Here is a 17,653-nt window from a genome sequence, read left to right on the forward strand (position 1 = left end):
AAAAAGTTTTATTTGGCGTAAATCAAAGGATATTCCACATTGCCCGAGCACTCATAGCTTTCCGTAAAATTGAGTTCATCAGCATATTGGGAAGCCAACTGACAAAAATAAATCAGTTTATCTCCACGGGATACTTCCTTGCGAAAGCGATAGTTCATCACGAAACTAAACAGATGCATCCCAGAGGCCATAAAAGCGTTGTACACTTCCCGCAAGTTTATCGCGTCAATCTGTTGCGACTGATTATCCAGATACCCTCCGGGAATAGTTTCAGCCAGATTTTTCGGACCATGCTTCCTATTCTTTTGCTGTGCTGCCAACTTCCTGACGGCTTGAAAAGCCTCATCCGAAGTTCGCAGATAATCTATCGACAATTTTATGCGGTAGTTGGTCTGAGGTTCCATCCATAACGGATGACGTTGCGAAACCACTTGCCGGATAGTCGTGTTCTCTTCCAACAGGAACTGGTCTTTCAGATACTTCAGTTTCCTTATCTTCTCAAAGATACGGTTCTGATAGTCTATCAGGTTCAGGTAATGAACAATCTGCCGGTGAATTTCGAGCAGATTATGATAAGAATCGTTCAATTGCAGCTTGACGTCGCTCACCACATTCCGCATTTGCACATCCATGGCTACGCGGAAAAAGACCGGTTGCTGGTTATCAATCAGCTCCTCACTTTTAGTTATCAGCAAAGAGATGTTCTTAAGTTTTTCACTTAACCTCATCAACTTCGCCTTTTTTATTTGGTAGTTGGGTTCATTCTTATAAGTATTATCCATGTTCCTTTTCAGGTCCATTACATTGCGGACAGTGGTAAGGGCAATGTTTTTCAGGCAGCGTTTCACTTCGCGTTGATAATTATACTTGCGCTTTTCATTACTCTCTTTCAGGTAATAATCTATATTTTCATTGAGGCGGGTAAGATAGTCCTGTACAAAAGACACGTTGATTTCTTCATTCACTTCCAACACGTCTTCAAAGAACTTCAGATAGAGATCTTCCATTTCAAGAAAGTCACCCGTGTCACGTATTACACCGTAGTCGATCAGATAACGGATACGCTCTTCTTTATACTCTGTCATCTCAAGCGCATAATCATAACGAAACGAAAGCGACTTTCGCTTGGCAAACATTTCTTTCAGTAGTTCTCTCTCGCGTTCAAGGCTCTTCACTAATTCTTCTATGGAACGAAAAGTACTCATAGTCCTTACATTTTATTTCCCGTAAAAATAGACTATATCCTTCAATCCCACAATATTCTAAAGAACTTTTGTTCAATAAAACCACCTTTTCCAGCCAAAGTGAACAATAAAAACAGAAGCCGCATTTCAGCAAACAAAATTTTATCCATACCTTTACAGAGTTCTAATGCGCATATACATACTAAATAGGATTTTGATATGAAGAAACTGATTAGCATGCATTTTATAGGGATATTGGCATTAGCCATATTGTGTAGCGGATGTAGCACCAACCGCATGGCGGCGGGTGACCCGGGCGCCGTATTGGCGGGAGCCGCCATCGGAGGCAATGTAGGAGGCGCCATCGGCGGGCTGATAGGCGAGAACAACCGAGGATGGAGAGGAGGTTACCGTGGTTCTGCCATCGGCACTATTGTGGGAACCATTGCCGGAGCCGCCATTGCCAATGCCGCCACCGCCCCCAAACAAACGGAAGAATACAGCTACCGGGTAGAGAGAACCCAGCCCACCTATAATTCCCGACCGGAAGCGCGCCCCTCCGCCATCAACAACCTGAAGATACGCAATATACGTTTCATTGACGATAGCCGCGACCACGTAATCAATGCGGGTGAGAATTGCAAAGTCGTCTTCGAAATTATGAACGAGGGAAACAGGACCGCCTTCAACGTGGTGCCGGTAGTGGCGGAAGTCACGGGTATGAAGCACGTCTATATCTCGCCATCCGTCATGATAGAACAAATCGCTCCCCGCGAAGGCGTGAAATACACCGCCAGCATCAGCGCCGGAGAACGGATAAAGACGGGAGAAGTCATCTTCCGCATTGCCGTAGCCGACGAGAACGGAGAGGAATATGACTGGCAAGAGTTTTCATTGCCCACCCAACGATGAACAATCTCTAATTAAAACAATAAAATCATGGCCGACAACTATTTAGAAAAACAATACGAAGCATACGAAGCAAGAAAAGCCGCTTGGGAAAAAGAACGCAAATACGGGAAGAAGCCCTCCCCTGCCAAGCGCCCGAAAACGGAGGAAAAGTCAAAAGGGAGTGAAGAAACACCCCCTATCACGTCCCATCCGGAAAGTACTATTTAAATCCCGGAGGCGGCAAATGCATTCCCGCCATTGTCAATCCATTTTCCTTGGCATACCGGAGGAAGTGTTTACGTGACTTTACCGCCGCATCCTTATCCATATCGTAGGAGGCACAGATTTCGGGATGTTCCAATTGAAGAGCGGCTCCGTGAATCAAATCGGCTATCACCAATAGCTTGCCCGCCTGGTACACCGTATGGCCGGGAGTGTGCCCTTCCGCATTCATGGTAACCACATTCCCCGGTAAGGTTTCACCAAATTCAAACAGGTGCAAACGGTCCTTATAAGCGTTCATGGTCTTCACCACTTGCGCATTCCTCTCGGAAGACATTTTGAGCCAGGCATCATACTCCACTTTCGATGCATACACCTCGGCATTAGGGAAGACAATGCTATCTCCCTTCATCATTCCTCCGATGTGGTCACCGTGGAAGTGGGTGAGATACAGATACTTGATATCAGCAGGGGTTACTCCCAAAGAGGCCAACCCCGACAATAAACGGCTATCCGGCGCTCCCATTCCCGCATCAAACAAAATCCGGACACCATCCGTTTCTACCAAAAAAGTGCTCATGGACGAAGGTATCCCATCCGCCAACTTCAAGCTATCTATCAGCTCATCACTGGCATCGGCGAAAAGCGTCCTCTCCATAAGACGCTCTTTTGCATTATCCTGTATCCAGGTGACCTTCACTCCATCCAGTTGTAAGGTTTTCAAACCGTCACATGCCATAGTTGTACTATCCATACTTACTTCCTCATTAGTTTGTTTCTTTGCACCGCCGCCACAACCTACCAGCAACAATACAATTGATGCAACAACCCAATATCTCCATGTTTTGTTCTTCATTGGTCTACTAATTTTTTAGTTCATGAATAATAGCTTTGATTATGCCGACTCGGCACAAGGATGCGTAAACCAGAAACGGCTACCGACGCCTACCTCAGACTCAAGCCCGATAGTGCCGCCAAGATGCTCGATAATACTCCGGCAGATGGATAATCCCAGACCGGTGCCTTTGGAAAAAGTATTAAGTTTCACAAAGCGGTCGAACACCTGCCCCACCGCATCCGGAGCAATACCAATACCCGTATCTGTTACGGAGAATTCTATCTCATTGGTATCCTCCTTAAAGTGATACTCAAGAGTGATTTGCCCTTCGCTCGTAAACTTAAGGGCGTTATTGATAAAGTTGGTGACAACCTGCATCAAACGCTTCTTATCTGTATAAATACGATAATCGGGCAAATTAGAAGCCAGCAATACGGGCACGGGTTTATCTTCCTTGATTTCATAACCGCGAAGTATGTCTTCACAAAAGTCTTTGATGTTCAGATACCCCATATTGAAGTCGAGCGTCCCCGCCTCTATCTTCGACAAATCCAGAATATCGGATATCAATTGCAAGAGCAACTCTGTGTTCTCCTGCATGATTTCAATATACCCCTGACGTTCTTTCTTGTCATCTTCCTCAACGAGCATACTTGCAAAACCGACAATCGCATTCAACGGAGTACGGATTTCATGACTCATATTGGCCAGGAAAGCCGACTTCAGGCGGTCCAGATTCTCCGCCTTCTCCTTGGCTATCCTTAATTCTTCTTCTATCTTTTTCTGATGGTCGATGTCGACACTGGTGATGACGTGCGCCATCTGTCCGTCTATCCAGGGGAATGCGGCACTGAACACGCGAAACCAGCATTTGTCGAACGGGCGTTGATAATCCCAGGAGTAAACCCTGGTGGGCTGGCCATTTTCATCAATCAAGTGCCTTTTAGGGCAGAACTCACACTCGCCCGTTTTATCGGTGTAGAGCGCTTGCCAGCATTTCTTCCCTTCGAAATGCCTGATGCCGCCATACGGGGCGGCCATAGACGCATTGGCATATAGCATGTCATGAGAATCGAAAGAGTTCACATAAATGTCCACTCCCATATTGTTCATAATGCTACCCAGCGTGTTGCTTGCCCGCACTTCTCTTTCCTTATATTCCCTGACCGCTATTTCCTTGGAGAGCGAGCCCAATATCAGATGAATCATTTGGAGCTCGTCTTCGGCGAAAGGTATCGAAGCTTCTTCCCTATCCGCAAACCCGATAAATCCGATAATCTTGCCTTCGGAATCTTCGAATTGCCTGATTAGCAAAGAATCCACTCCATAAAAATCCAGAATATCCATATCGGACAAAGATATATTCCCACCCTTACGTGTATAAAAGGGTTTCTTTCCAGCCTCTATACGATCAGAATGTTGTGTGGTCATCTCTCCCATTTCAAAACGAGACCTCAGGGTGCCACCTTCATTTCCGATGGTTTCCTTCAAAAAGAAATAGCGGAAGCCATCCGTTTGATAAACAAACCCTTTCTTGAATCCATAGTAATTACAAATGTCTATCAACGACTTCGTGATTTTCCTTTCAATAGATTCATGGCCATTCAACCGTTCTAAAAACTGAAGTAGAAATACACTTAAACTTTCCTTGCTTTTGGTCATATAATCTTTAGTTCCTTAAGTTTAGACTACTCGGAACGAATTCTCGTTTTTTCCTCCAAGCATTCAAGCCGCTAATATACAAACTTTTAAAGACAATAGAGCATTTTTTACCAAGTTTTTAAATATTAAATATTTTCCTTTTCACACAAAGCAAGATAAAGGGAAGCCTATTTTATTTTACAAGTACTTCAAAAGCATATACAACTTTCAATCATAGTTTTCGTAGCGCGAACGCAACTTTGCCGGACTTTTAGGTGACGGCTCCGGCTTCCCTGAACCCGACTTCTTTTGCCCGGATTGCTGGACAGGTCGAGGTCTTTCGGGACGGTTATTATCCCGCTTGGGCTTTTCGGCAGATACCACCGCCTTTTGAGTGCTTCCGGTTGGTTCGACCGGTCTCTTTCTGTCCTCCCGCCTTCTATTGTTCTGAGGTCTTCCTCCCTGAGTGCGGCTTTGCGATTTGAGTGCAATGTTTTGGGCAGAAGAAGTAGTAGGAGAAGCGGCAGGCTCTCCCAAAGAAGGCAAATTGTGCTTTTGTTGCACCAGCTTTATACCCGTAAGTTTCTCTATCTCACGTAACATGGGGGCTTCTTCGCTTGAGCAAAAAGCAATGGCACGTCCTTCGCAACCCGCACGTCCAGTACGTCCGATACGGTGCACGTAGGTCTCCGGAACATCAGGTAAATCAAAATTGAGAACCAGGTCCAGACCTTTTATATCGATGCCCCGGGCAGCAATATCCGTAGCAATAATCACATTGGAGCGCCCTTCCTTAAAGTTGCTCAACGCACGTTGGCGGGCATTTTGTGACTTGTCTCCATGTATGCTTTCGCAAGCAATGCCACGACGAGACAGGTAGCGGGCAATGTTATCTGCCCCATGCTTGGTACGGGAGAAAACCAGCACCTGATGGCCTGCCTCTCCGAGCAACAATTGCGCCAATAATTCTTTCTTCTGAGGTTTCTCTACCCGGTAGACGGACTGGCTGATAATCTCCACAACACTGGATGCCGGAGTTACTTCCACACGCGCCGGATTGTGCAACAAACTCTTGGCAAGACGGTCGATACTATCGGGCATGGTGGCCGAGAAGAAAAGGGTTTGCTTCTTGGGCGGGAGCTTGGGCAAGAGGCGTTTGACGTCATGGATAAATCCCATGTCGAGCATACGGTCGGCCTCATCAAGAACGAAGTGGCGAACATCGTCGAGGCGGATAAAGCCTTGCGACATCAGGTCGAGCAGGCGTCCGGGAGTAGCCGTCAGGATGTCCGTCCCGGCACGAAGTTCATCGGTTTGCGACTTTTGTTTCACTCCGCCGAAGATAACCGTGTGGCGCAAGGTCGTATAGCGTGTATAGTCCGCCAACGATTCATCAATCTGAATCGCCAACTCCCGGGTTGGGGTCAGGATAAGCGCACGGATGCTACGCGGAGCACCTTTGCGTTGGGGCATAGGGGCGGCAAGCAATTGCTCGATGATGGGTACGGCGAAAGCGGCGGTTTTGCCGGTTCCGGTTTGCGCCAGTCCCAACAAATCACGGCCGGTCAGGGCTTCGGGTATAGCTTGTTCTTGGATAAGTGTAGGGGTAGAATAGTTTTTTTCGAGGAGCGCACGGCACACCGGCTCCGAAATATTCATCTGTTTAAATGTCATCATTTCTTTTTATTACGGCACAAAGGTACGATTTTACAGGGAATTATCACTATATTTGCATGAAAAAGGAATCATGAGAGTACATCACATCGCCATCTGGACCTTCCGCCTGGAGGAATTAAGGAACTTCTATATCCGGTATTTTAGCGGAAAAAGCAACGAAAAATACATCAATCCCAAGAAGGGTTTCGAATCATACTTCATCTACTTTGATGAAGGTCCGTCATTAGAATTAATGAGCCGAACGGACGTGCAAAACACTCTGATAGAAGAAAACAGGTTAGGTCTCACCCACTTCGCCCTTGCCTTTCAAAGCAAAGAAGATGTACTCAAGACTACTGAACAACTCCGGGCAGACGGTTATACCATAGCCGGAGAACCGCGCACTTCAGGCGATGGTTATTTCGAAAGCGTCATTCTTGATCCTGACGGTAACCGCGTAGAATGTGTCTATCGGAAAGAAGAAACTTCGGAAGAACCCGACGCCCCAATTGAAACAGAACGGTTGCTACTACGGCCCTTCGTGGAGAGCGATGCAGAGGCTCTCTTTGCCTGTTGCCGAAACCCCAACATAGGGAACAATGCGGGTTGGCAACCTCACGCAAGCCTGGAGGAATCACGGGAAGTACTTCGTTCCGTATTCTTATCCCAGAAAGGGGTATGGGCCATTACCCTGAAAGACAACGGGCAATTGATTGGCTCCATCGGCATCATCGCCGACCCCAAACGCGAAAACCCGCAAGTACGTATGCTGGGATATTGGCTTGACGAGGCTCAATGGGGAAAAGGCTATATGACGGAGGCGGTAAAAGCGGTACTAAACTACGGTTTCGGCACGCTAAAACTAAGTCTTATCACCGCTAACTGTTACCCCCATAACGAGCGCTCTCAACAAGTATTGAAACGCCAGGGCTTTGTGCATGAGGGTACGCTTCATCAGGCCGAAGTGACTTATGACGGACATGTATATGACCATCAATGCTATTACCTGACAAATCCGAAACATCAAAAATGAGTATCTTTGCGCCATTATGTTGCACCGTTTCAAGACTTCCATAGCAAATATTCCACTTCCGGAAAGGTTTACTTATCCTTTCTGCTACACTCCCCATCCATTATGCGTGATGGCGGCGGAAGAGGTGCAACACTATCTCAACCGGCAACATGAATGGAAAGAAGAGCTAAGTCGGGGGAAGATGTTCGGAGTGCTGGTGGTGCAGACCGGAAATGGGGAGATTGGTTACCTGGCCGCGTTTTCGGGCATATTGGCGGGGAAGAACCAACACTCCTACTTCGTTCCGCCCGTATATGACTTGTTGCAACCGCAAGGTTTCTTCAAAGTCGAAGAGGAAAACATCTCCGCCATCAACCGGCGTATCAAGCATTTGGAAGAGGACAAGGAATACACTTCTTTGTTGTCCGAGCTCACCCGGACCCACCAACAAGCCCGGGAAGCACTGGACATAGCCAAACAACAATTAAAAGAAGCGAAAGAGAAAAGAGAATTGCGTAGAAAGGAAGCCGGACTCACTACCGAAGAAGAAGCTGGTCTGATACGCGAAAGCCAATTTCAAAAAGCGGAATACAAACGGCTGGAACGTTCCTGGAAAGAAAAGATAGCCGCTTTGCAAGTGGAAATCAATAACCGGGAAGAACAAATTCAAGAGTTGAAGGTGGAACGCAAAAGCCGTTCCGCCGCCCTGCAACAACAATTATTCGGGCAATTCAGAATGTTGAACTACCGGAAGGAGGTGAAAACCTTGTGTGATATATTCAGCCAAACCGTGCACAAAACTCCTCCCGCCGGTGCCGGAGAATGTGCCGCCCCCAAATTGTTGCAACAAGCCTATCTGCATGGCTGGAAACCCATTGCTATGGCAGAGTTCTGGTGGGGCAACTCTCCCAAAGCCGAAATCCGCCATCATGGTTATTATTATCCCGCTTGTAAAGGTAAGTGCGAGCCTATCTTGCAACACATGCTTCAAGGGTTGGAAGTAGAAGAAAATCCTATGCTACAACTTCCGGAACAGGGCTACGGGAAATTAAAAATAGTCTATGAGGACAAATGGTTATTGGTAGTCAACAAGCCTTCCGGAATGCTCTCCGTGCCCGGTAAGGGTGAAAAGGAGTCCGTATATAGTCTGGCAAGGCAACTCTATCCGGAAGCCGACGGGCCGATGATTGTGCACCGGCTGGACATGGCTACATCGGGACTTTTAATCGTTGCCAAGAATAAAAAGGTGCATCAACACCTGCAAGCCCAGTTCAAGAATCACACCATCCGAAAGATGTATATAGCCCTGCTTGACGGCATCATTCCCCAAGACGAGGGAACCATCGAGCTTCCCATTTGCCCGGATCCGCTGGATCGTCCCCGGCAGGTGGTAGACATGGAGTATGGCAAACCCGCCATCACTCATTATCAGGTTCTTGAGCGGAGGGACAAATGCACACGCATAGCTTTTCATCCGCATACAGGGCGCACTCATCAGCTCCGTGTACATGCCGCACATCCGTCAGGTCTGCATTGTCCTATCATAGGTGACGAGCTTTACGGGAGAAAGGATAAACGCCTCTATCTGCATGCCGAGTCCATCGAATTTACCCATCCCGCCGACGGACGGATCATCCGTATCACGGAAAAGGCTGACTTCTGATGATTGCTTCTTCTCTTTTTCTCCTTCACAAGAGAGAGTCAAAAAGCCTATATAAACTGACAAATAGCTTAGGAATTGAGCCTTTTCATTCCCATCATATCCGGATTTTATTCCCTATTTTTGCAAACGGATAAATCTATCCGATCAAGCACTATTAACCAACTAATGATTAAAACCATGAAATTCGTAACTTTAGCATGTAGTTTACTTTTCTGCCTGTCCTCTTTCGCACAAGAGAATTTTCCGGACGGAACTCCTATTCCCGACTGGTTCAGACAAAACGAAATCGTAAATATTGAAACACTGGGTGACAAGTACAAGATTACAGATTATAGCGTTGTAAATGATAGCACCCTGATTCAAACAGAAAAGATTCAGGCCGTCATCGATCAGGCTTCATCCAAAGGAGGTGGCGTGGTCATCATTCCGAAAGGTACTTACCTGAGCGGTGCGCTTTTCTTCAAACCGAAAACCCATCTTTATCTGGAAGAAGGAGCCGTACTGAAAGGTAGCGATGATATCAGCAATTTCCCCATAATCAATACCCGCATAGAGGGGCAATCACTGAAGTATTTCGCCGCACTGGTGAATGCTGACGGAGTCAATGGTTTCACCATCTCCGGCAAAGGCACAATCAACGGTAACGGTCTGCGCTATTGGAAATCTTTCTGGTTGCGCCGTTCCGTCATTCCTAAATGTACCAATATGGATGAGTTGCGTCCGCGCCTAGTACACATTTCCAATAGCAATGATGTACAGATTTCAGGAGTACGTCTCATCAATTCTCCGTTCTGGACAACGCATATTTATAAATGTAATAATGTGAAATTGCTGAATTTATACATCTTCTCTCCGGCAGCTCCGGTCAAGGCTCCCAGCACGGACGCTATTGATATTGATGTATGTAGCAATGTATTGGTTAAGAATTGCTATCTCTCGGTTAACGATGATGCCATTGCTTTGAAAGGTGGAAAAGGCCCGTGGGCTGATAAGGATTCCAACAACGGAAGTAACACTAACATTATTATAGAAGATTGTACGTATGGTTTCTGCCATAGTGCACTGACTTGTGGCAGCGAATCTATTCATAACCGTAATATTATCCTCCGCCGTTGCACAATCAATCAGGCAAGCCGCTTGCTATGGTTGAAAATGCGTGCCGACACTCCTCAGAATTACGAGTATATCCTTGTTGAAGACATCAAAGGAAATGCCAAGAGCTTCCTCTACGTCAAGCCATGGACACAATTCTTTGACCTCAAGGACCGGAAGGATGTTCCGATGTCCTACTCAGACCACGTGACGATGCGTAATATTGACTTCGATTGTGATGTATTCTTCAACGTAAGTGCATCCGAACAATACAAATTGTCGAATTTCAAGTTCGAGAATCTGAATATCAAGGCGAAGAATGGAGATTGCGATAAGTCAGTGATCTCATCGTTTGAATGGGATAATGTGAAGGTGAATCAATAAAATTAAGAAATAGCTATAGACAATAATTCCTGCAAAGTTTCCGAGAGAATCGAATTTTGCAGGAATTATTGTTTTTATATAGCATACAAATAACTATTCAAAGCTACGCAACAACTTTATTTCTTCCGCCCAGAGCGTTTCATCCGGTGTTTCCAGAATGACAGGCATGTTGTCGAAACGTTCGTCTTTCATAAAACGCTTGAAGAAATCAATCCCTAACAAGCCTTTCCCGATGCTATCATGGCGGTCTACATGGCTACCCAACTCTTTCTTCGTATCATTCAAGTGAATGCCCCGCAAATAATTGAAGCCAACTACCTCGTCGAACTCACGGAATACTTTATCATATTCCCCTACTATATCATAACCTGCCGAATAGGTGTGGCAAGTATCCAGGCATACCCCTACACGTGATTTATCTTCTACCCGGTCGATGATATGCTTCAATTGCCAAAACTCATTACCTACATTGCTACCCTGCCCTGCCGTATTTTCAATAACGGCCGTTACCCCTTTCGTTTTGCTCAATGTAATGTTGATGGACTCGGCAACCTTATCCAGACATTCCTCCACCGAAATCTTATTAAGATGGCTTCCCGGATGGAAGTTCAGGAGTTGCAAACCTAATTGCTCACAACGTTGCATCTCATCCAGAAATGCGGCACGGCTTTTCTCCAATCCTTCTTCTTCCGGATGCCCCAGATTAATCAGATAGCTATCATGGGGCAGGATATAGCGGGCATCAAAAGAGAATTTCTCACAATTGCCCTTGAACTCGCGGATGCTTTCCTCCGTCAACGGTTTGGCTACCCATTGCCGTTGATTCTTTGTGAACAAGGCGAATGCATTCGCACCTATCTCATGGGCATTAACGGGAGCTATTTCCACTCCACCACTTGCACTCACGTGCGCTCCAATATATTTTTTCATATCTGTTCTTTATATGATGATTAAAAACGGAAGCAAGATAGAGAAAAATCCGAAGATGGCAAAATCAATTTAGAGTGCACACGTCCCTTCTCCGGCATAATCCTTTCCTGTCTTTCCATTATATTCAGGATGTCTTTCCAGCCAAACCACGGCATAAGAGCAGGTTGCCATCGGCACCAATCCATTGGCTAAAGCATAGTCATAGGCCGCTTTTACCAAAGCAGAGGCAATGCCTCTCCCGCTGATTTCATCGGGAACAATCGTATGGCGCACATCCAGCGCACCATCAGTGACATGATACATCAGACGGGCAGTTTCCCCATCCACCGTTGTCTGAAAAACTTTTTTCTCGGGATAATGTTCTATATTCATAATCTGTTTCCTTTATTGGGTGAATAAATAAATAACAAGACTCTCTATATTAAATAACAGATTTCAGTAACTTTGTATCGAACACTTCTAAAAAAAATCTTATGGACAATCATCTTCTCTCTCACGCCATCGCCCTCGCCACCGAGGCTCATAAAGGACAAAAAGATAAATACGGACAGGAGTACCTGCACCACCCCATCCGCGTCATGAATATGGGACGTAACCTGAAAGAAAAGATTGTCGGCATCCTCCACGATGTGGTGGAAGACACGGAATGGACGTGCGAAGACCTGAAGAAAGAGGGTTTCCCGGATGAAATCATCGAAGCCGTGCGGTGCGTTACGAAGCTATCCGATGAAGAAGACTACGAGGAATACATCGGAAGATGCGCTACCAATCCCCTCGCGATTGCCGTTAAAATTCACGACCTGACGGATAATATGGACGTCCGTCGTATGCCCTGCATAGGGGAAAAAGAAATCAGCAGATTGAAGAAATACCTGAAAGCCTATCACCGCCTGATGCCTTTCTATATGAATCATTGATAATATATGCGTTCGTTTTTCATGAAATAGTTACCTTTGCGGCATGAAACAGGAACTAAAGGAAAATCAGGGAATACCGTCGTCCTTACTTTGGACACTCGCCATCATATCAGGAGTAACGGTGGCCAACATATACTACAATCAACCCTTACTGAACCGTATCAGCCGTGATCTGAACATCAGCGAGTTCACCGCCAATCTGATAGCCATGTTCTCGCAGATAGGCTATGCGCTCGGATTGCTTTTCATCATTCCATTGGGCGACTTATACCGCCGGAGAAACATCATCCTCGTAAATATCTCCGTGCTGGTGGTCTCCCTGCTCACCATTGCCCTGGCTCCCAACATCCACCTGATACTTTTTGCCTCCCTGCTGACAGGTGCATGTTCCGTCATTCCGCAAGTGTTCATGCCTCTTGCGGCGCAATACTCCACTCCCGAAACCAAAGGGAAGAATGTGGGCATCATCCTTTCGGGATTGCTGACCGGTATTCTGGCTTCGCGCGTAGTGAGTGGCATCGTAGGCGAATACATGGGCTGGCGTTTCATCTACTTCGTTGCCGCCGGACTGATGATTGTCTGCCTCATCGTCATCATTAGGATACTTCCGGACCTCCCTTCCAACTTCCAGGGGACATACTTCGGCTTGATGAAATCCCTGTTCTCCTTAGTCAGGAAATACCCCCAACTACGCATCGTTTCGCTACGTGCAGGTTTTTCATTCGGTTCCTTCCTTGCCATGTGGAGTTGTCTGGCCTTCAAAATGGAGCAGGCACCTTTCTTTGCGGGAAACAATATCATAGGTATGTTAGGCCTTTGCGGCATAGCCGGAGCACTGACGGCATCGTCCATCGGCAGATATATACATATTCTCGGAGTGAAACGGCTTACTTACATAGGTTGTACGCTGATTATCAGTGCATGGATCACCCTGTATGTGGGGCAATACAGCTATGTAGGCATCATAGCCGGTATATTATTGATAGATATAGGGATGCAATGCATTCAGCTTAGCAACCAGACAAGTGCATTCGCCCTTTGTCCGCAAGCCTCCAACCGCATCAATACGATTTTTATGACTACTTACTTCATCGGAGGTTCCACGGGGACTTTCCTTGCCGGAACTTCGTGGCAATATTTCGGCTGGACGGGAGTGATAGGGACAGGTATTTTGTTGACGAGCTGCTCGTTGGCTATCAATATCTTTGCTAAGAAATAGATTCTTTCAAGATTTCCCAGCCACATGCCTTGAGGTCGACGCATCCGTTTTTTCTGAAAGCGACACCTTCCTTTTCCAATAGTTCGCGCTGTTCCGTCCAGCAAGGCGCCAGTCTTCCCTGGCTGTTTACCACCCGGTGGCAAGGGAGATTCCGCTCTTCAGAAGCATTGTGCATAGCCTGTCCCACCATGCGGGAGCACTGGGGACGGCCTACAAGGTAGGCGATTTGCCCGTACGTCAATACGCGCCCCGAAGGGATGGAGGCGACTACGCTATACACTTCATTTCGGAATGATACCTGATCCATAACGGCTGATTAAATAACTTCTTCGCACACCCGCATTTCCATACCTTTATATACAACCACAATCTTGTGCAACTGGGTGTTGCCGATGGCACGCTTCACCGTATCGGTATCAGCGTAGCGGTTGGCTTGGGCGATGGCTTCCTGACGGAGTTTTTCCACAAGGGTTTCGGGGTCTTTGTACTTGGCATATTTCAGTTCCACGATGTAGCTGTGCGTCATGTCAGAGTAGATGTCCAGCATCGGGCAGAGGAAGATGTCTACATAGCCCGCTTGCGTGTCCTGTTCGGAGATGGGGCGGTAGAAGCGGTTCTGCGCGGTCATGGCAAGGGTGAAGCCGTGAACAAAGAACTCGCCCTTCTGCTTGTCGCGTTGCGAGGCATACGTCTTCAGGCAGTCGGCAATGTAGCCGAAGTAGGCTTGCCAGTCGCCATCATAAGCGAGTTGGCTTGCCAGTTCACTCTTTTCATAGCTGCTGAAACTCAGGTCTGCATCGTTGTAAGTATTCAGTAGATAAGTATAGAGTTGCTCCTGAACCACCAGGTTGGGGATGGTCAGTTTGGTTTTTCCTCTATGCATTCCGCTGATGGTGAGCATGCCGAAATAGTAGAGCAAGCTCACGAAGTTGTCGGGGTTGGTGATGCTGGCGGCAGGAAATCCTTTCTTCAGTTCGCCGGTGATGAAGCCTTGACTCACGAGAGTTTGGATGACGGAAGCATCATGGGCAAACTCTTTGTCCTTGCGGATGAGCATACGCAACTTCTCATAGTCGATGCGGATGTTGTCTTCTATCATATCTTCCGGGACATAACCGCCCATGATGTAGTTCTTTACGAAATAAAGCACCATGTTGGAGTTGTACATCGTGGTTTCACCGTAGCTTTTCTGTGCGAAGCAATAGTTGTCATACCACGGCTTCATGATTTCTATCAACTCGTCAACGGTGTGATTGAAGGGGCTGGTGGTTGAATAGTAGGTCAGCATTTCCCGCACTTCCTCTTCCGTGAATCCCATCATCTGGTTGAACTCCGGCGTGAGGGAATAGTTGGTTCCGATGTTGAATCCACTGGTAAGGTCGTCCATCGTCACGGGGCTTACACCGGTGATGAAGCAACGCTTGATGCTGGAGTAAGTTCCCGCTTTCACTTTGTTGAAGAAAGCACGCAAGTAACCTTCGCCATGCGTTTCGTTGGTATAGCGGTGCAGGCTTTCGGGGTCGGCGAGGATGGCGTTGGTGAAGTGGTCGTACTCGTCGATGAAGAGATAAATATCCCGCCCGGCACGCTCGCACTCATGATAAAGGAAGTCGAACTGGTTGACAGCTCCTTCTATTGCGTCCAACTTTTCTTTGATGCCTTGCGGCAGAAGGTCGGCATACACCTCACAGAAGAAGTCGAAACAGATTTGGCAATGCGCATCCAGTCCTTTGCGGTAATTGTTCAACTCGCCGGTGATGCCGGAGAAGTTGAGGTATAGCACCAGATAGCTGTTGCGGTCCGGTGTGGGATGCTTCCCGATGTAGAGGTCACCAAAGAGTGCCTCAAACTGGTCGCGGGTGCGCACGTCGTAGTAGTGTTGCAGTAGGTTCAGCGTCAAGCTCTTGCCGAAGCGGCGGGGGCGGATGAAGAAGAAGAAGCGGTCCGCCTCCTCTATCATGGGGATGAAGCGGGTTTTATCCACATAATAATAATTGTCGAGGCGAATATCCGCGAAGTTCATCATGCCGTAAGGGAGACGTTTTCTGCCGGGTACTATGTATTTCATTGGGTCCATTTTCTGTCCTCCTGCTATTTTAAAAAGTAATCCAATTTTCTATTTGAATATTCTCTATCCTATTAAGATGCTTCACATTTTCCGTGACCATAATACAATCAATAGTTTCTTTCATCCTTCCATTTACCGAGATGCTTTTCTATCATCTCATCAGTCCTGTTTTTGCGGGCATCTTTACCGGCAATAACAGAAGCGGTCAACCGGGTGGCTAATCGCAATTTTATATCATCATTCAGTGACTTTAGCATTTCCCAATAGGTTTCGGTCAGCTTTAATGTATTGTCCATAACGCTCTGTTTTTTAATGTAACAAAGATACAGGTTTATCCCCAATATACAACAAACCCGATATAAAATAGTTATTCATGCCAATCAGTAGTTGAAATTCATATTAACCTGGTTAATTGCGGTTTGTTTTGGCTACCTTTGCGGCCGCAATATCAATCACTAAAAAAATGATAACAAGAACAATGAGTCCTTTCGCACTTAGAAGGGAGATGAAAAACGATATATTTGAAAATATAGTTCCTTATCTCAAAAGAAATTATGATTCTAAAATACGCAGGGCGATTATTAAAAGCCTTCATTTGCCGATGATATTTAATCCGATTCACTATTTCAGCAAGACAACAAATAACGATTGGTTCATATTCGTGCAGAAATGAATTATTTCACCACAGATTACACAGATTAGCACAGATTTAATTTATTAATAATCAGAGATATCTTTCCTTATCTGTGTAAATCTGTGTAATCTGTGGTGCATCATAACTGCGTAAAAATGAATCAAACAAATAATCGCTTCCCGACACGTTGGAAACAGAAATTATGCTTACCTTTGTACGTAAGCAGAAAAAAACAGAAGTTATGGTACAGAAAGACAGGTATATACGATTTGACTGGGCGGTGAAGCGTTTGCTACGCAACAAGGCCAACTTCGGCGTGCTCGAAGGTTTCCTCACCGTGTTGCTGGGCGAGCCTATCCGCATCGTCGAGATACTGGAAAGCGAGGGCAACCAGCAACGTGAAAACGACAAATTCAACCGTGTGGACATCAAGGCGCGCAACAGCAAGGACGAAATCATCATCGTTGAAGTGCAGAACACGCGCGAGATATACTACTTGGAGCGCATCCTCTTCGGCGTTGCCAAGGCCATCACGGAGCATATTGAGCTGGGAGAACTTTACTCGGAAGTGAAGAAAGTGTACTCCATCAGCATTCTCTATTTCGACATTGGCAAGGGAAACGATTACTTGTACCACGGTCAGAACTCCTTTGTGGGCGTGCATACGGGCGATTTTCTGGAGGTCACCACCAAAGAAAAAGACGCCATCGTGCGCAAGCTGCCTGCCGAAATCTTCCCCGAATATTTCCTGATTCGAGTGAATGAGTTCAACAAGGTGGCCGTCACCCCGCTTGAGGAGTGGATAGAATATCTGAAGACCGGCATCATCCGCCCCGATACGAAAGCTCCCGGGCTGGAAGAAGCACGCCAAAAACTGATTTATTACAATATGGACAGGGCGGAACAACTGGCGTATGACGAACATATCAATGCCGTAATGATTCAGAATGATGTGCTGAGTACGGCGGCAGAGGAAGGTAGAGAGGAAGGAAGACAAGAAGGCAGACAGGAAGGAAGACAGGAAGGAAGACAAGAAGGGCTTGCAGAAGGGCTTGAGCAAGGAAAGCAGGAGAAAAACATAGAGAATGCCCGTACGATGAAAGCCTTGAATATCTCCTCCGAAGTCATCCACCAGGTGACGGGTTTAGCCATCAAAGACATAGAAGAATTATAAATAGCAAGATATTATTCATTTTCGTCTCGCCCGATTTTCGTTTTTTGAGAAGCAGGCGGGACGTTCTGTTTTCCAGCGTAGTTTTTTTACAAATGCCCCCTGAATGCCAACCCCCGATTCCCATTATT

At 46.5% G+C, this 17,653-nt stretch carries 17 protein-coding genes; 8 read left to right on the forward strand and 9 right to left on the reverse strand.

Annotation, left to right across the window (positions count from 1 at the left end; all coding sequences use genetic code 11):
• Positions 1 to 8 precede the first annotated feature (8 nt).
• Positions 9 to 1,205, reverse strand: coding sequence for a hypothetical protein (locus tag BACINT_RS18730; RefSeq protein ID WP_007665965.1), 1,197 nt, complete (start codon positions 1,203 to 1,205; stop codon positions 9 to 11).
• A 198-nt stretch (positions 1,206 to 1,403) separates the two neighbouring features.
• Between BACINT_RS18730 and BACINT_RS18735 the strand changes: the two genes are divergently transcribed.
• Together BACINT_RS18735 and BACINT_RS18740 are read left to right on the forward strand one after the other, a co-directional pair.
• Positions 1,404 to 2,096: a COG1361 family protein gene (locus tag BACINT_RS18735; protein WP_021967808.1), complete on the forward strand. Its 693-nt coding sequence runs from the start codon at positions 1,404 to 1,406 to the stop codon at positions 2,094 to 2,096.
• A 27-nt stretch (positions 2,097 to 2,123) separates the two neighbouring features.
• The gene (locus tag BACINT_RS18740; protein ID WP_007665972.1) at positions 2,124 to 2,303 is read left to right on the forward strand and encodes a hypothetical protein; all 180 of its coding nucleotides are present in this window, start codon (positions 2,124 to 2,126) and stop codon (positions 2,301 to 2,303) included.
• Here BACINT_RS18740 and BACINT_RS18745 read toward each other — a convergent pair.
• The 3 genes from BACINT_RS18745 to BACINT_RS18755 all read right to left on the reverse strand — a co-directional run bounded on the left by BACINT_RS18745 (position 2,296) and on the right by BACINT_RS18755 (position 6,450).
• Positions 2,296 to 3,153: an MBL fold metallo-hydrolase gene (locus tag BACINT_RS18745; RefSeq protein WP_007665974.1), complete on the reverse strand. Its 858-nt coding sequence runs from the start codon at positions 3,151 to 3,153 to the stop codon at positions 2,296 to 2,298. The two genes, BACINT_RS18740 and BACINT_RS18745, sit on opposite strands and share 8 nt — an antisense overlap.
• A gap of 39 nt (positions 3,154 to 3,192) precedes the next feature.
• Positions 3,193 to 4,797 carry a sensor histidine kinase gene (locus tag BACINT_RS18750; RefSeq protein ID WP_007665975.1) on the reverse strand — a complete coding sequence of 535 codons (1,605 nt, stop codon included), beginning with the start codon at positions 4,795 to 4,797 and terminating at the stop codon, positions 3,193 to 3,195.
• A gap of 207 nt (positions 4,798 to 5,004) precedes the next feature.
• A complete protein-coding gene (locus tag BACINT_RS18755) occupies positions 5,005 to 6,450 on the reverse strand; it encodes a DEAD/DEAH box helicase (RefSeq protein WP_021967809.1) in 1,446 nt (481 codons plus the stop codon).
• 73 nt (positions 6,451 to 6,523) lie between these two features.
• Between BACINT_RS18755 and BACINT_RS18760 the strand changes: the two genes are divergently transcribed.
• The 3 genes from BACINT_RS18760 to BACINT_RS18770 all read left to right on the forward strand — a co-directional run bounded on the left by BACINT_RS18760 (position 6,524) and on the right by BACINT_RS18770 (position 10,583).
• On the forward strand, positions 6,524 to 7,465 hold the full coding sequence (locus BACINT_RS18760; protein ID WP_007665979.1) for a VOC family protein: 942 nt from the start codon (positions 6,524 to 6,526) through the stop codon (positions 7,463 to 7,465).
• Positions 7,466 to 7,481: 16 nt separating this feature from the next.
• On the forward strand, positions 7,482 to 9,107 hold the full coding sequence (locus BACINT_RS18765) for an RluA family pseudouridine synthase (RefSeq protein WP_081450334.1): 1,626 nt from the start codon (positions 7,482 to 7,484) through the stop codon (positions 9,105 to 9,107).
• Positions 9,108 to 9,284: 177 nt separating this feature from the next.
• Positions 9,285 to 10,583, forward strand: coding sequence for a rhamnogalacturonidase (locus tag BACINT_RS18770; protein ID WP_021967811.1), 1,299 nt, complete (start codon positions 9,285 to 9,287; stop codon positions 10,581 to 10,583).
• Between the two features lie 93 nt (positions 10,584 to 10,676).
• Here the strand turns inward: BACINT_RS18770 and nfo are convergent, their stop codons facing one another.
• Together nfo and BACINT_RS18780 are read right to left on the reverse strand one after the other, a co-directional pair.
• Entirely contained in the window at positions 10,677 to 11,513 is an 837-nt protein-coding gene (gene nfo, locus BACINT_RS18775; protein WP_007665986.1) for a deoxyribonuclease IV, read from the reverse strand.
• 69 nt (positions 11,514 to 11,582) lie between these two features.
• Positions 11,583 to 11,885, reverse strand: coding sequence for a GNAT family N-acetyltransferase (locus BACINT_RS18780; protein WP_007665987.1), 303 nt, complete (start codon positions 11,883 to 11,885; stop codon positions 11,583 to 11,585).
• Between the two features lie 101 nt (positions 11,886 to 11,986).
• On the opposite strand from BACINT_RS18780, the gene BACINT_RS18785 reads away from it, so the two are divergent.
• Together BACINT_RS18785 and BACINT_RS18790 are read left to right on the forward strand one after the other, a co-directional pair.
• Positions 11,987 to 12,430: an HD domain-containing protein gene (locus BACINT_RS18785; protein WP_007665988.1), complete on the forward strand. Its 444-nt coding sequence runs from the start codon at positions 11,987 to 11,989 to the stop codon at positions 12,428 to 12,430.
• Between the two features lie 43 nt (positions 12,431 to 12,473).
• Positions 12,474 to 13,649, forward strand: a complete 1,176-nt coding sequence (locus tag BACINT_RS18790; protein WP_007665989.1) for an MFS transporter — start codon at positions 12,474 to 12,476, stop codon at positions 13,647 to 13,649.
• Here the strand turns inward: BACINT_RS18790 and BACINT_RS18795 are convergent.
• From BACINT_RS18795 to BACINT_RS18805, 3 genes are all read right to left on the reverse strand, one after another.
• On the reverse strand, positions 13,639 to 13,956 hold the full coding sequence (locus BACINT_RS18795; RefSeq protein WP_007665990.1) for an MGMT family protein: 318 nt from the start codon (positions 13,954 to 13,956) through the stop codon (positions 13,639 to 13,641). The genes BACINT_RS18790 and BACINT_RS18795 overlap by 11 nt on opposite strands.
• A gap of 9 nt (positions 13,957 to 13,965) precedes the next feature.
• Entirely contained in the window at positions 13,966 to 15,726 is a 1,761-nt protein-coding gene (locus tag BACINT_RS18800) for an AAA family ATPase (RefSeq protein ID WP_007665991.1), read from the reverse strand.
• Between the two features lie 98 nt (positions 15,727 to 15,824).
• Positions 15,825 to 16,013 carry a hypothetical protein gene (locus BACINT_RS18805; protein WP_007665993.1) on the reverse strand — a complete coding sequence of 63 codons (189 nt, stop codon included), beginning with the start codon at positions 16,011 to 16,013 and terminating at the stop codon, positions 15,825 to 15,827.
• 579 nt (positions 16,014 to 16,592) lie between these two features.
• On the opposite strand from BACINT_RS18805, the gene BACINT_RS18815 reads away from it, so the two are divergent.
• Positions 16,593 to 17,525 (forward strand): Rpn family recombination-promoting nuclease/putative transposase, encoded by a 933-nt coding sequence (locus BACINT_RS18815; protein ID WP_044155366.1) that lies wholly within the window; start codon positions 16,593 to 16,595, stop codon positions 17,523 to 17,525.
• Positions 17,526 to 17,653 lie beyond the last annotated feature (128 nt).

Source organism: Bacteroides intestinalis DSM 17393 (genome assembly GCF_000172175.1).
GTDB lineage: Bacteria > Bacteroidota > Bacteroidia > Bacteroidales > Bacteroidaceae > Bacteroides > Bacteroides intestinalis.